The sequence below is a fragment of the Novosphingobium sp. SL115 genome, from assembly GCF_026672515.1.
In the GTDB taxonomy this organism is placed as follows: domain Bacteria; phylum Pseudomonadota; class Alphaproteobacteria; order Sphingomonadales; family Sphingomonadaceae; genus Novosphingobium.
Map to the genome: position 1 here is coordinate 81863 of NZ_JAPPRG010000001.1, position 13447 is coordinate 95309.

Below are 13447 nucleotides of genomic sequence, written 5' to 3' on the forward strand. Positions count from 1 at the left end.
TAGGCCAACGATGTTTGCAGGAAGGATCGTGAAGATGGCCTGACAGTCGATCGGCGTCTGGAAAGCCCGGCCAAAAAAATGGCACTCGTTGCCGATGTCTTTATTGTGGCTCCAGACGTGCGGATGTCCATCTTGGCCATGGGGTCACCCATGAGACTGTATACGTTGACGCAGACTGATCAGAGCACTTCAAAATCACCCTTGCAAACGGGGCGGGCCATACGTTTTTTGCGCGTCATGCCCCGACGCGCGAAGAAGCGGTGAAGCCCGGCCACCGAGACGGTCAGACCCATCTCGGCCAGAGCAGCGCGCAGTTCTTCAAGCGAGATGTCCTTGCGCACCTCCCAAAGAGCCAGAATATCCGCCGCTCGCTCATCAACCCGGCGCGACCGGACGTCACCGCCTTGAGGCTTGGACGCAAAGCTGCCCGTCTCCCGGCGCTGCGTTTCCCAGCGGATCGCTGTCGAAGGCGCAACGCCAAACCGCGCTGCCGCCGCGCGGCAACTCAGCCCGTCGTCAATCGCCGCCAGAAGTCGAGAACGCAAATCCATCGAAAGCGGGTGACCCAAACATGCCAGCCTCCTTCACCAGCACGGATTCTGAATCAGAAATCACGCCCGGCGGGAATCCCCCAGCAATTCAAAGCGGTCGAAAACCGCTCTAATCAGTACGCATTTTTGTGAACTAGCACGGCTGCAGTTTTCACAATAATGGCGATATCATTCCAGAACGACCACTGTGCCAAATATTCAAGATCTGCCTCGAGCCGATCAGTCAAATCGCGCTCCTCATGCGTAGCGCCTCGAAAACCGCGCACTTGCGCAAGCCCAGTAATCCCCGGCTTGCAGGCATGCCGATACCAATAACGCTTATCGACTTCCCAGAACAATTTAGAACTGGCTGTTGAGTGCACAGCGTGAGGCCGTGGCCCGACAATCGACATGTCGCCCTTGAGGACATTAAACAATTGAGGCAGTTCATCAATGCTCGTGCTGCGAATAAACCGCCCTACTCGCGTAATCCGGTCATCATCCCGTGACGCCGATCTCACCCCGTTCGCATCACAAAGTTCAACACGCATTGACCGGAACTTGTAGATCGAAAACAGGCCATTCTGGCGCCCAATGCGTTTCTGACGAAACAACACTGGACCTCGACTTTCCAGCATGATCGCGAGTGCGACAACGGCCAGCAGAGGCGCAAGGAAGGCAATGGCTGAACCAGCAATGAAAATGTCAAAACCGCGCTTGATCAGGCGATCACGCAAGTTAAGCGGGCCTCGCGCAACGACATACGTGGGGCGCCCCGCATAATCCCCAATTGCCAGTGCATGAGTTTGCGCGATTTCTGGAGCAATGATTTCTGCGTGAACATTCATCCCCTGCAGCACATGAGCCCAGACATCGCGACGGTCCGCATTGCAGCGTACAACCACGCGGTCTACTGATGACATAAGGCCGGCAAGGCGATGATAATCTTCTGCGGTGGCATTTTTGGGATCGAATGTCTTCCCAATATTGACCGACAGGCCGGTACCGATCGATGAGGCATACTGGCCGTCATGCAACACCAGCACAGAGTAGAGCTGGCCATGGAGGCGTTTTTTGGCATAAATTAGATGAAGTAGACGCAGCGCTGTCAGAAAGATACCCGAGCAGACAAGACCAACTACTATAACGATGCGCGAAACCGCTTGAGCCTCCTGCAATGCGAACAGCAGAAACACTAAGATCCCTGCCGCAGTCAGCAAAGCAAGAATACCGCGCTTCAATGTTTCGGACAGGCTGACCAGAGCATCGCCCGTGCACGCCCGCAAGGCAACCGCGCTAAGCAAGTAAATCGGTATGAGTGCGATAATGCGAGGCGATAAAAGAACCGCCCAAGTCTCACCCAGCCGCAAAATGTTGGCGAAGGCCATGCCGGCAATCAAGGCCAGGATATCGCATGTCACCAAGCTGGCAACCAAGCTGGCTCTCAGCTTGTGCTTTGCCACCGGACGCCCGCTGCTGCGCGAAAAATCTGACGCTGACAGCGCGATTCCTACCTGCTGGTTCATGCTAAAATGCTCCAACTGTCGGCGCGACCGTACCGGAATAGATCTTAATATTGCTACTTATTTCTAACCCTATGCTGCAGGCGCGAAGAGCGCAAGCGATTCGTTGGAGTTACATTATTTCAATACCTTATAACGTCCTTCCGACCTTAGAGTTGATTTCGAAACTCAGGCGGATCGAGCCAATCGGCAGATTATGAGCATGGCGGCGGCTGCGTGAAGAAGTGCGGCGGCGGACTTGAGGGTTGCCTCGATGTCCTTGGCGAGACGGCGAAGCCTGATTGGCCGGTGATCTTGCTGACGTGCTCGTGCTTGTAGCCGCCATCGGCACCGACTTTCTCGATGAACGGGAACAGGCTGCGCGATAATTGCAGCATTGCGCTGCCGCCATCACGATCCTGAACATCGGCGGTGTGGGGTTCGACCAGCAGCGCCCTGCCATCGGTATCGACCAGGGCATGGCGCTTGCGTCCCTTGATCTTCTTGCCCGCATCATAGCCCCAAGGGCCGCCGCTGTCTGGATAGTGTTGAAAAACTCACCGCTTGGATCGAAGTGATGCCAGCTTGGCAACGGTCTGGAAGGCCTGCCCGGTTATGCGAGCGCCGGGGTGGCGGGCATCGGGATCAGCTTTGCCAGCTTGCGGAGGTTTTGAGCGGTGGCGGCAAGGAGGAACTCGTCCTTTGCCCCGTTCGGCCCTCGCAGGCGCAAGCGGTCGAGCTTGAGAATGCGCTTGAGGTGGGCAAACAGCATCTCAACCTTTTTCCGCTCGCGTCGGGATGTGACATAGGCGTCTGTTTTGGCCAGATCTCTTGCCAGATCCCGTGCACCCTCGTGGATTGACCGGGGCACTATGCGGTTGGGCTGTCCGGGGCAGCATTGCGGCTTGAGAGCGCAGGCACCGCAGTCATGTTTGCTGGCGCGGTAGCGGATAAGCCCGTCTTGATCGACGTCGCCTCGCAGCGCCGCGAAGTTCCTGCAGCGCGGGAGCAGCTCTTTGCTGCCGGGACATACATAGAGATCATGTTGGTGATCGTAGCGGAATTCGTCGCGTTGGAAACTTCCGGTCCGGCGCCTCGCGTGATCGAAAATAGGGATGTGCGGTTCGATGCCGCGCTCATGGACAAGCCAGGCGATATTGGCTGCATCGCCATAACCAGTATCGGCGGCCAGACGCTGGGGCCAGATGCCAAAACGTTCCTGTGTCCGGTCGATCATCGTTCGCTGCGCTGTCACCTCCGCAGGGCGAATGGCCGTGGTAGCTTCAACATCGACAATCACGGCTTTCGCCAAATCGATGAGATAGTTGGTGCTGTAAGCGAAGAAGGCTTGCCCGCCATGGGCGCTTGTCAAGCGCGCCGCAGGATCGGCGGGCGACAGATATTTCGGCGTGGCGGGCGATGCCGCGCCAAACGCTGCTTCATCGAGTACCTCAAGATACTCGCGGGCAGCATGGTTGGCGATCGCCGGGGGCAAGCCGTCCTCGCCGGGCACGCCTCGCTGCCGGTTCGCATCGGCCTTGATCAGGCTGGCATCGACGGCGAAGCCCTCACCACCGACCAATCCCTCCTCAATGCAGCGCGTGACGGTCATCTCGAACACGTCCCTCAACAGCTCGCTGTCACGGAACCGGCCGTGCCGGTTCTTGGAGAAGGTCGAATGATCCGGAACAGCCCCGTCAAGGCCAAGGCGGCAGAACCAGCGATAGGCCAGATTAAGATGTACTTCCTCGCATAGGCGCCGCTCTGACCGGATGCCAAGGCAATAGCCGATGAGCAGCATCCGGATCATGAGTTCGGGATCGATCGAAGGGCGGCCCGTCTCGCTATAGAATGGCCGCAGTTTCTCCCGAATGCCGCTCAGGTCCACAAAGTGGTCAACCGCCCGCAGCAGATGGCTTTGCGGCACATGGTCCTCCAAGCTGAAGCTGTAAAACAGCGCCTCCTGCACCACAGTCCGAGCACCCATCATCAGCCTGTCTCCCAACGACAGGGTCAGTGAATCAGGACTGTGCGATTACTGCAAGGCCGAGTTTTTCAACACTATCGTCTGTGGTCTTGACGCTCTGGCTGTCAATGATGGCGGCACTCGGACTGGCTTCGCGCCCTGTCCGTTCGCGATCGGCCATAACCAGCGATGCACCGTCGGCCAGGGTGGGAAGTCCTTCGGCACCAACCGCCTGGCAATCAGCCGCCACTACGCATCGCTCAAATCCGTCTGGTATCGCTTCGCCAAGTGCGTATGCTGCGCGCGACCAGCTGGGGGCCACATGCCTGCCTCCGAGATGTCTGCAAACTCCCGGAATTACACGAACCTCAGCCGCTCAACTCCTTTTGAAACAGATGGGGTGGTTGCCGCCCTCCTTCGACGGCATCGCGATGTGCCAGAATAGTGGTGTTTACAGCCACTGAGCGGAAAGGACTCTTAGATATTAGATATACGACTTACGCTGCTGTATTCAAAGCCAGCGGCGCGCATTTCCGCCGGGTCATAGACATTGCGCAGATCAACCATGATCGGTGCCTTGGCAAGCTGCTTCACCCGGTCGAAATCGAGCGCGCGGAACGCATCCCATTCCGTCACCAGCACGATCGCATCGGCCCCTTCGATGGCGGCATAGGCGCTTTGCACCATCTGCACTTCGGGCAGGATGGCCGCAGCCGGTTCCATGCCTTCAGGATCATAAGCGACGACTTCGGCCCCGGCATCGATCAGGGTCTGCACCACGGCGATGGATGGCGCATCGCGCATGTCATCGGTGTTGGGTTTGAACGTAAGGCCCAACAGCGCCACACGCTTGCCGCGCGCTTCGCCGCCCAGCGCTTCGATAACCTTGCGGCCCATCGCCCGCTTGCGGCTGTCGTTGACCTTGACCACCGCTTCGACCAGCCGGACCGGGCTGTTGTAATCTTCTGCCGTTTTCAGCAGCGCCAGCGTGTCCTTGGGGAAGCATGAACCGCCGTAGCCCGGCCCCGCGTGCAGGAACTTGGACCCGATGCGGTTATCAAGCCCGATACCACGCGCCACATCCTGCACATCGCCCCCCACCTTTTCGCAAAGGTCGGCCATTTCGTTGATGAAGGTGATCTTGGTCGCAAGGAAGGCGTTTGCTGCATACTTGATAAGTTCGCTGCTGCGGCGCGAAGTGAACAGGATCGGTGCCTTGTTCAGGAACAGCGGGCGGTAGACTTCCTTCATGACGCCCCGCGCCCATTCGTCTTCGGCGCCCAGCACGATGCGATCAGGGCGCTTGAAATCGCCAATGGCCGCGCCTTCGCGCAGGAATTCGGGGTTGGACACGACCGCGAACTGAACGCTGGTCCCGCTGTCGCGGATGATGCGCTCCACTTCGTCGCCAGTGCCCACCGGCACGGTGGATTTGGTGACGACCACGGTGGGCGTCTTGATATTGGCAGCCAGTTCTTCAGCCACGGCATAGACATAGCTGAGATCGGCAAACCAAGCACCATATTCCTTCGCGTCATTTCGCAGTAGCAGCATAGGTGCTTTTACAGATGCTGCATCAGCTTATAATCCTCTGGACGCCGATCGTAACCCGCCGTGAGGCAAAAATTCGAAATTTCTGACGTGCATTCCACATTCAGATTGCTGCTGACAGCTCAAGCCAAGACCCCCTTCCGCTGCCTTGTGCGCTCTATTCTCTCGTTTGAAAGCAGAAGCTTCGCGCGGCACGGATCGTTTTGCACAGGCGAAGCCTCTGACAGGCAAGCTTCGTAGTTGACCTTAGGATTTTATGTTGCAATGCAGCGTCGGCTGTCATTCGATTCAGGTGGGCCGGGTTGGCAGCTTGTAGCGGATGCGCTGCAGAAAAAAGTGCAATATTAAGGTCGCGTTTGATGTTGATGGAAGGCTGATCTGTCAGGCTTCTTTATATTGTTCAGCAGGAGTATCGCGAGCAGTGACTGTATTGACGGCCCGTCCGGCACGAAAAGGTATCATTCTGGCCGGTGGTTCCGGCACGCGACTCTACCCGCTGACGCGCGGCGTATCGAAGCAGTTGATGCCGGTTTTCGACAAGCCGATGATTTATTACCCGTTGAGCACGCTGATGCTGGCCGGGATTCGCGACATCCTGATTATCACCACGCCTGACGATGCGGACCAGTTCCGTCGTGTGCTGGGAGATGGATCGGATTTCGGCGTTTCGCTGTCTTATGCTGTTCAGCCGACGCCGGATGGTCTGGCGCAGGCTTTCCATATCGGCGCGGACTTTGTGGCCGGGCATCCCAGCGCGCTGGTTCTGGGTGACAACATTTTTTATGGCCACGGGTTGCCCGAACTGCTGGGCAATGCCGATGCGCGCACCACCGGGGCAAGCGTGTTCGCCTATCGCGTGAACAATCCCGAAGCCTACGGCGTGGTGGATTTTGACTCCGATGGCCGCGCGGTTTCGATTGAGGAAAAGCCGGTCGCCCCGCGTTCCAACTATGCGGTCACCGGTCTGTATTTCTACGACGAAACCGTGGTGGACCGCGCGCGCGACCTGAAGCCTTCGCCGCGTGGCGAGCTTGAGATCACCGATCTTAACCGTCTTTACATGGATGACGGCGCGCTTTCGGTGGAAATCATGGGGCGCGGTTATGCCTGGCTTGATACCGGCACGCACGGATCGCTGCTAGATGCGGCTGCCTATGTGCGGATCACCGAAGAGCGGCAGGGCCTGAAGATCTGCTGCCCCGAAGAAATTGCCTGGCGTCAGGGCTTTATTGACGATGCCCGGCTGCAGGAAATTGCCCAGCCGCTGCGCAAATCGGGTTACGGCGAATATCTTCTGCAAATGCTCAACCAGAAGGGCGTGGCGTGAATATTATCGAATGTGACATTCCGGGGCCGCTGGTGATCGAACCCAAAGTGTTCGGGGATGATCGCGGCTTCTTCATGGAATCCTGGAACGCCGAAGGTTTCGCCAAGGCCGGGCTGGACCTGACCTTTGTGCAGGACAACCACAGCCGTTCGCAAAAGGGCGTGCTGCGGGGGATGCATTTCCAGAACCCCGGCCCGCAGGGTAAGCTGGTGCGCGTGGTGCGCGGCGCGGTGTTCGACGCGGTGGTCGATCTGCGTCGGTCTTCGCCCACCTTCGGCAAGTGGACCGGGGTGACGCTTTCGGCTGAGAACAAGCGCATGTTCTGGGTGCCCGAAGGCTTTGCCCACGGCTTCCTGACGCTGGAGGACGATACCGACTTCCTCTATAAATGTACCACGCCCTATGCGCCGCAGAACGAAGGCAGCCTTGCCTGGGATGATCCGACGGTGGGCATCGAATGGCCGCTGGACGGCATCACCCCGCTGCTGTCGGGCAAGGATGCAGCGGGTATTCCGCTGGATCAGGTGAAGACCTTCCCATGAAGGCGCTGGTTACAGGCGTGAACGGGCAGGTCGGCAGCGCACTGCTACGCACTTGTCCTGAAGGCTGGACCTGCGTGGCGCTGGACCGCGCAGCGCTGGACCTGACCGATACCGACGCGATTGCGCGGATCGTCGAGGCCGAGCGCCCCGATCTGGTGCTCAACCCTGCGGCCTATACCGCGGTGGACCGGGCGGAGAGCGAGCAGGATCTGGCCTATGCCATCAATGCCCGTGCGCCCGGTGCGTTTGCCAAGGCGCTGGCAAAAACCGGCGGGCGTCTGGTCACCGTGTCGACCGATTTCGTGTTCGATGGCACCAGCGGACGCGGCTATCAGCCGGGCGATGCGCGCAATCCGCAATCGACCTATGGTGCCAGCAAAGCCGAGGGTGAGATGGCGGCAGGCGATGATGCTATCATCGTGCGCACAAGCTGGGTCTATGCGGCGGGCGGCGCGAATTTTGTGCGCACCATGCTGCGGCTGATGCGGGAACGTGACGAACTGCGCGTGGTGGCCGACCAGATCGGTTCGCCCACATGGGCAACAGGTCTCGCGCACACGCTGTGGGGCCTTGCCCTGGCAGAAAAACCCGGCATCTGGCACCACCGCGATGCGGGCGTGGCAAGTTGGTATGACTTTGCCGTGGCGATTGCCGAAGAGGCTGCCGCGCTGGGTCTGCTGGCCCGCATTCCGCGCATCATCCCCATTGCAACCACCGATTATCCGACGCCTGCCACACGGCCTGCGTTCTCGGTGCTGGATGTCTCGGCCACGCGCGCTCTGCTGGGCGACGAGGCTGTGCACTGGCGCGCGAACCTGCGGACAATGCTCGAAGAGGAAAAAGCACTTGGCTAATCTGCTCGTCACCGGCGGCGCCGGTTTCATCGGCGGCAATTTCGTCCACTACTGGGGCAAGACGCACCCGGACGACAACATCATTGTGCTCGATTGCCTGACCTATGCCGGCAACCGGTCGACCATTGCCGATGTCGAACAGGCCGAACTGGTGGTGGGCGACATTCGCGATACCGATCTGGTCGAAAGCCTGCTGCGCGACCGCGATATCGCTACGGTCGTCCACTTTGCGGCGGAAAGCCATGTCGACCGGTCGATCACCGGGCCGGACGCTTTCATCGACACGAACATCCTTGGCACCAACAGCCTGCTGAAGGCCGCGCGTGCGGTGTGGCTGGATGGTGGCAGCGGGCGCGACCACCGCTTCCACCACATTTCGACTGACGAGGTTTACGGCTCACTGGGGCCGAACGATCCGGCCTTTGCCGAAACCACGCAGTATCAGCCCAATTCGCCCTATTCGGCGTCGAAGGCCGCGTCTGACCACCTGGTGCGCGCCTATCACCATACCTATGGGCTGAACGTCACCACGACCAATTGCTCGAACAACTACGGGCCGTATCACTACCCGGAAAAGCTGATCCCGTTGTTCATGCTCAACGCGCTGTCGGGCAAGCCGCTGCCGATCTATGGCGATGGCATGAACGTGCGTGACTGGCTCTATGTCGAAGACCACTGCCGCGGCATCGAAGCGGCGCTGAAGAACGGCAAGGCCGGCGAAACATACAACATCGGTGGCGGTGAAGAACTGCCGAACATGGCGGTGATCGACCGGATCTGCGCCGAAGTGGACCGCGCCTTTACCGAAATCGAAGGTCTGGCCGAGCGTTACCCCGATGCCCCGGCGGCACAGGGCCGCGCCACGTCGGAACTGAAAACCTTCGTTGAAGACCGCAAGGGCCACGACCGCCGCTATGCCATCGACGAAACCAAGGCGCGCGCCGAACTGGGCTATGTCCCGCAGCACGATTTCGAGAATGGCCTGCGCAACACCCTGCGCTGGTATCTCGACAATGAAGCGTGGTGGCAGCCGCTGCTAAAGTGAACAGGGGTTTTCCACCCCCTCATCTTTCATCATAAATAGTGAGCGGCAGCTAAAGTGGCACAGAAGCACCTGATCATTCTTGGCATTCGCGGCGTGCCGGCAGCCCATGGCGGATTTGAAAGTTTCGCCGAACGCCTTGCGCCTTGGATGGTGAAGGCAGGATGGCAGGTAACAGTCTACTGCCAGGGTAGTGAAACCGGACAGCGATTCGAAGATACATGGGAAGGGTGTCGCAGAATTCACATTCCTGTGAAGCGAGACGGTGCGGTCGGCACAATTGAATTTGACATTAAGTCCACATTCGACGCAGTTCGTCAAAACGGACTACTGCTGACACTTGGCTACAACACTGGATTTCTATCCGCCTATGCCCGGCTTCGTGGTTGCCATAATCTCATCAACATGGATGGCATCGAGTGGAAACGAGCCAAATACTCACTTCCACAAAAGATCTATCTCTGGATCAATGAACGTCTTGCCGCAGCCTCCGGCAACGTCTTGATCGCAGACCACCCTGAAATCGCAAGGCACCACGCTGAGCATGCTCCTGCGAGCAAAATCGCCATGATCCCTTATGGCAGTGATAGTATCACCACAGCCGATGAGGGACTGCTTGCGCCCTTCGGCCTGGAGCGCGATAAATTTCTGACCGTTATCGCACGACCTGAGCCAGAAAATTCACTCCTCGAGATTGTGAGATCATTTTCGCGCGAACAGCGTGGCGTCAAGCTGGTCGTATTGGGAAAATATAGCCAGGGACATGCCTACCAGAATGCAGTGTTAGGTGCGGCTAGTAGCGAAGTGCTTTTCCCTGGCGCAATCTACGACAAACCTACATTGCATGCCCTGCGCCTGTTCAGCCTGGCCTATGTTCACGGCCATCAAGTTGGCGGAACCAATCCATCGCTCGTCGAGGCTTTGGGAGCCGGTAATGCAGTCATTGCACATGATAACCCTTTCAACCGATGGGTTGCAGGAGAGGCTGGAGCGTACTTTTCCTGTGAGGATGAGTGCGAGCAACATATGGAACTGCTCATCCAATCCAATCAAATTGCAGCTGCGATGCGTCAAGCAGCGCTTGAGCGCTGGCGGTCCGCATTCACTTGGCAACGTATCCTAAGCGATTATCAAACTCTGTTCGAACATTGTCTGTGAAGATTTATCTTCCGCGCAAACCACGCCCATTTGGCGGTGATATACCCCGCGATGCATAGGCCGCCAAGTCCGCGCCTGATCCTATACGTGCATCAAGGGGCCGAATTCTATGGATCAGGTCGTAGCTGGAAGGTTCTAAAAACTCTGGCGCTTGGCGGACTGAACTGATTTACTGCGTTCGCGGATGAGCGGAGGCGATGATGGCGGGACAGCCCGGTTTCTCTGATCTTTCGGATCGGTACGAGGCCTTGCGTGCAGTGGTTGATCCGCTGGAGCGATTGGCTGGGGTGGTCGACTTTGAGGTATCCTGGGCGATTGATTGCCGCTCTGCGTCGTAGTGTACGCGGCAAAGGCGCCTGGCCGCCGTTTGAACCGGTTATGATGTTCGATATCCGTACGCCTCCGCTGTGGACGGCAGGCACGAGGCATTTTTTTGGGTAAGATCTCACAGGAGTATCGCTACCCATACTCGTGTGATCTCGGGTTTTCGCTGTTTGCGGATCAGGCGGCCTGAGCGGTATCGATCTGCGCGCGCATCTGTTTCCAAGTCCACGGCAGCAGTTCCTGGAGGCGATTCTGGGATATGTCGGCGATCCGTGTGAGCACGTCGGTGAGCCAGACGAGCGGGTCTACATCGTTGAGTTTGCAAGTGGCGATGAGGGTGTACATCATCGCGGCGCGTTCGCCGCCACGGTCAGACCCGACGAATAGACAGGCTTTTCTTCCCCGGGCAATGGCTCGCAGGGCGCGTTCGGCGGCATTGTTCGTGAGACATATCCGACCATCGTCAAGGAATGCGGTAAAAGCGGGCCATGCGTTGAGCATGTAATCCATCTTCTTGCCGACGGCGTCGTTGGCGGAGAGAAGCCCGCGCTGTTCACGCATCCAGTTGCCGAGTTGCGTGACGAGCGGGGCTGACAGGATTTGACGCACGGCAAGCCGCTCGGCGGCAGGACTGCCGTTGATGTCGCGCTCAATAGCGAAGATGCGGTCGATGCGTTGCACGGCCTCGATCGCAAGCGGCGAGATGACGACACGCTTGCCGGGTTTTCGCTTCATCTGGGAGGCAATGTCAGCAAGTTCGAAGAAGTATCGCCTCGCATGGGCCCAACAGGCAGCGAGCGTTATCGTCCCTTCGGCCCGACCGGGGTCATAAAGCGCGTTATAGCCAGCATAATTGTCAGCTTGAAGGATACCCAGATAGCCAGCGAGATGCCCCCGGCTGTGCTCGCCCTTGCGGTCCCTGGAATAATAGAACAGCGCTGACGGCGCCCGCCCGCCTGCAAACGGCGCATCATCGCAAACGTAGGTCCACATCCGGGCGATATCGGTCTTGTACTTTGCGAGACGCGGTACGGTGGTGTCGTCGGCGTGGAGACGCCCGGCGCCGAGCGTATGCGCTTCGAGCAGGAGATACACCGGCTTCAAAGCGACTGCGATTGCACCGATCTGATCGGCAAGCGTTGAAAGGCTGAGCGGTATGCCCTGGCTCTCCAGGCGATCACGCTGGCTATTGAGGGGCTGGTGCAACCCGAACTTGTTGAACGCGAGGCATGCCAGAAAATGCGGACCAAACATGGCTCGCGGCGTAACGTGAAACGGCGCTGGTGGCTGAGTGATGGTCTGGCACGACCTGCAGGAAAAGCGTTCGCGAACGGTCCCGATGATCTTGTGCTGAGCAGGCACCGTCTCCAGCGCACGAATGACACTCTCGCCAAGCTTGCTGAAGTTGTCTGAACCGCAGCAGGGGCAGTTCTTGTCGGCGGGAATAACGACCCGCTCGACGGGAAGACCTGACGGAAACTCCCGGCGCGTGTGACGCTTGCGGGTGAAGGCTTCGACGGTGGTCGTCTTTGCGGCCACCTGCTGCGCGGCGATCTCGTCTTCGGTCGCAGTGGCCTCAAGCTCTTCGAACTCGAGTTCCATCTGATCGATCAGGCGGCGCGAACGCTCCGACGATGGCCCGTGCAGCGCGCGTCGCATCTTCTCGTTTTGCAGCTCGAAAAGGGCATTGCGGGCGATCAGATCGGAGTTGATAGCCATGACCCGGGCGGCATTGGCTTCCGCCTCGGTGGCGCGCAGTCTTGCCTGGAAGACAGCCTCGCGCAGGTCTTGAATATCGCGGGCCGAGAGCGTCTTCATTGCCGAAATTCCTAGCAGAATCGGTCCTGAACCCGAAGGAAAATCGCCAGAAAAATGCTACCCAACTTTGCTCGGACGCCAGGCTTTCTGGGGATTACGCCAGTCTATGCCCTCCAGCAGGCAGGCCAATGCCGAGGCCAAAGTCGGCGTCGCGCCGTCCTTGGCCGAGGACCAGACAAAACGCCCCTTCTCGAGCCGTTTTGCATATAACGACATGCCGAAATCGTCGTGCCATAATATCTTCACGAGCGATCCGCTGCGCCCCCGGAAGATGTACAGATCGCCTTGATGAGGGTCGCGCTTCAGGCTTTCCTGAACCTGCAGCGCCAAACTCCGCATCCCTCGGCGCATGTCTGTGTGACCCAATGCGATCCAGATCTTCGCATCGCTCGGAACGGGGATCACTGATCGATCGCCGCCAGCACCCGAAGCAACGCGGCGACATCTACGTCACGGTCGACGATGATCCGGCGGCCGTTGCCACAAACAATCTCCATCTGGTTGCGTGACGACGAAACCGGAACATCGGGGGTCACAACCACCGGCGCAAATCCGCGAACCCCTTTGGAAATGTGCGGAAACAGCCTTTTGCGCCAGTCGTAAATCTGCGACGGGTCGACATCATGGCGCCGCGCTACTGCCAAAACCGGAAGGCCGCGCTGAAATGCCTCCTCGACAATCCGTTGCTTCGCTTCACCGGTCCAGCGCCTCCGTCGGCCGGTCTCCACCACGTCCAGGCGGCGAACACCCAGAAACACATCAATGTCTACCTCATCCATGCCCGCGCAATGCGATGGCCACGCCAACTCGACAATGCGGCTGCCATCGGAGGC

Annotated in this window: 11 protein-coding genes and 4 pseudogenes; 6 read left to right on the forward strand and 9 right to left on the reverse strand. The window is 58.7% G+C overall.

The genetic code is table 11. The features are described 5' to 3' along the window. Positions 1–206: 206 nt before the first annotated feature. From OVA07_RS00390 to OVA07_RS00415, 6 genes and pseudogenes are all read right to left on the reverse strand, one after another. A pseudogene (locus OVA07_RS00390) lies at positions 207–569 on the reverse strand (IS630 family transposase); the annotation flags it as partial. Between the two features lie 95 nt (positions 570–664). Further along, complete coding sequence (locus tag OVA07_RS00395; protein WP_268169502.1) at positions 665–2056, reverse strand: exopolysaccharide biosynthesis polyprenyl glycosylphosphotransferase; 1392 nt, start codon at positions 2054–2056, stop codon at positions 665–667. A gap of 165 nt (positions 2057–2221) precedes the next feature. Then, positions 2222–2571, reverse strand: a pseudogene (locus OVA07_RS00400) (transposase); the annotation flags it as partial. A 74-nt stretch (positions 2572–2645) separates the two neighbouring features. Continuing rightward, positions 2646–4022, reverse strand: coding sequence for an IS1182 family transposase (locus tag OVA07_RS00405; RefSeq protein ID WP_268169503.1), 1377 nt, complete (start codon positions 4020–4022; stop codon positions 2646–2648). A 76-nt stretch (positions 4023–4098) separates the two neighbouring features. Then, a pseudogene (locus OVA07_RS00410) lies at positions 4099–4322 on the reverse strand (IS5/IS1182 family transposase); the annotation flags it as partial. Between the two features lie 153 nt (positions 4323–4475). Next, positions 4476–5552, reverse strand: a complete 1077-nt coding sequence (locus OVA07_RS00415; RefSeq protein ID WP_326493075.1) for a UDP-glucose dehydrogenase family protein — start codon at positions 5550–5552, stop codon at positions 4476–4478. Between the two features lie 418 nt (positions 5553–5970). On the opposite strand from OVA07_RS00415, the gene rfbA reads away from it, so the two are divergent. The 6 genes and pseudogenes from rfbA to OVA07_RS00445 all read left to right on the forward strand — a co-directional run. After that, a complete protein-coding gene (gene rfbA / locus OVA07_RS00420; protein ID WP_442789601.1) occupies positions 5971–6876 on the forward strand; it encodes a glucose-1-phosphate thymidylyltransferase RfbA in 906 nt (301 codons plus the stop codon). Further along, the gene (gene rfbC / locus OVA07_RS00425) at positions 6873–7418 is read left to right on the forward strand and encodes a dTDP-4-dehydrorhamnose 3,5-epimerase (protein ID WP_268169504.1); all 546 of its coding nucleotides are present in this window, start codon (positions 6873–6875) and stop codon (positions 7416–7418) included. Before rfbA ends, rfbC begins: the two co-directional genes overlap by 4 nt. Further along, on the forward strand, positions 7415–8272 hold the full coding sequence (rfbD, locus tag OVA07_RS00430) for a dTDP-4-dehydrorhamnose reductase (RefSeq protein ID WP_268169505.1): 858 nt from the start codon (positions 7415–7417) through the stop codon (positions 8270–8272). The genes rfbC and rfbD overlap by 4 nt, the downstream gene beginning before the upstream one ends. Further along, positions 8265–9317, forward strand: coding sequence for a dTDP-glucose 4,6-dehydratase (rfbB, locus tag OVA07_RS00435; RefSeq protein WP_268169506.1), 1053 nt, complete (start codon positions 8265–8267; stop codon positions 9315–9317). Before rfbD ends, rfbB begins: the two co-directional genes overlap by 8 nt. Positions 9318–9371: 54 nt before the next feature. Next, positions 9372–10472: a DUF1972 domain-containing protein gene (locus OVA07_RS00440; RefSeq protein ID WP_268169507.1), complete on the forward strand. Its 1101-nt coding sequence runs from the start codon at positions 9372–9374 to the stop codon at positions 10470–10472. A 200-nt stretch (positions 10473–10672) separates the two neighbouring features. Then, positions 10673–10865 (forward strand): annotated as a pseudogene (locus tag OVA07_RS00445) (IS5/IS1182 family transposase); the annotation flags it as partial. Between the two features lie 108 nt (positions 10866–10973). On the opposite strand, the gene tnpC reads toward OVA07_RS00445, so the two are convergent. Genes tnpC through tnpA form a run of 3 tightly spaced genes read right to left on the reverse strand, consistent with a single transcriptional unit; the run spans position 10974 to position 13393 of the window. Next, positions 10974–12614, reverse strand: a complete 1641-nt coding sequence (gene tnpC / locus OVA07_RS00450; RefSeq protein WP_268169508.1) for an IS66 family transposase — start codon at positions 12612–12614, stop codon at positions 10974–10976. Positions 12615–12671: 57 nt separating this feature from the next. Beyond that, positions 12672–13019 (reverse strand): IS66 family insertion sequence element accessory protein TnpB, encoded by a 348-nt coding sequence (gene tnpB / locus OVA07_RS00455; protein WP_268169509.1) that lies wholly within the window; start codon positions 13017–13019, stop codon positions 12672–12674. Next, a complete protein-coding gene (gene tnpA / locus OVA07_RS00460; RefSeq protein ID WP_268169511.1) occupies positions 13016–13393 on the reverse strand; it encodes an IS66-like element accessory protein TnpA in 378 nt (125 codons plus the stop codon). The genes tnpB and tnpA overlap by 4 nt, the downstream gene beginning before the upstream one ends. Between the last annotated feature and the right edge of the window lie 54 nt (positions 13394–13447).

Excerpts from the sequence above, each read along its gene's own strand:
- OVA07_RS00395 (WP_268169502.1), bottom strand. The coding sequence starts at position 2,056 with ATGAACCAGCAGGTAGGAATCGCGCTGTCAGCGTCAGATTTTTCGCGC.
- OVA07_RS00415 (WP_326493075.1), bottom strand. The coding sequence starts at position 5,552 with ATGCTGCTACTGCGAAATGACGCGAAGGAATATGGTGCTTGGTTTGCC.
- tnpC (WP_268169508.1), bottom strand. The coding sequence starts at position 12,614 with ATGAAGACGCTCTCGGCCCGCGATATTCAAGACCTGCGCGAGGCTGTC.
- OVA07_RS00405 (WP_268169503.1), bottom strand. The coding sequence starts at position 4,022 with ATGATGGGTGCTCGGACTGTGGTGCAGGAGGCGCTGTTTTACAGCTTC.
- tnpA (WP_268169511.1), bottom strand. The coding sequence starts at position 13,393 with ATGGATGAGGTAGACATTGATGTGTTTCTGGGTGTTCGCCGCCTGGAC.
- rfbD (WP_268169505.1), top strand. The coding sequence starts at position 7,415 with ATGAAGGCGCTGGTTACAGGCGTGAACGGGCAGGTCGGCAGCGCACTG.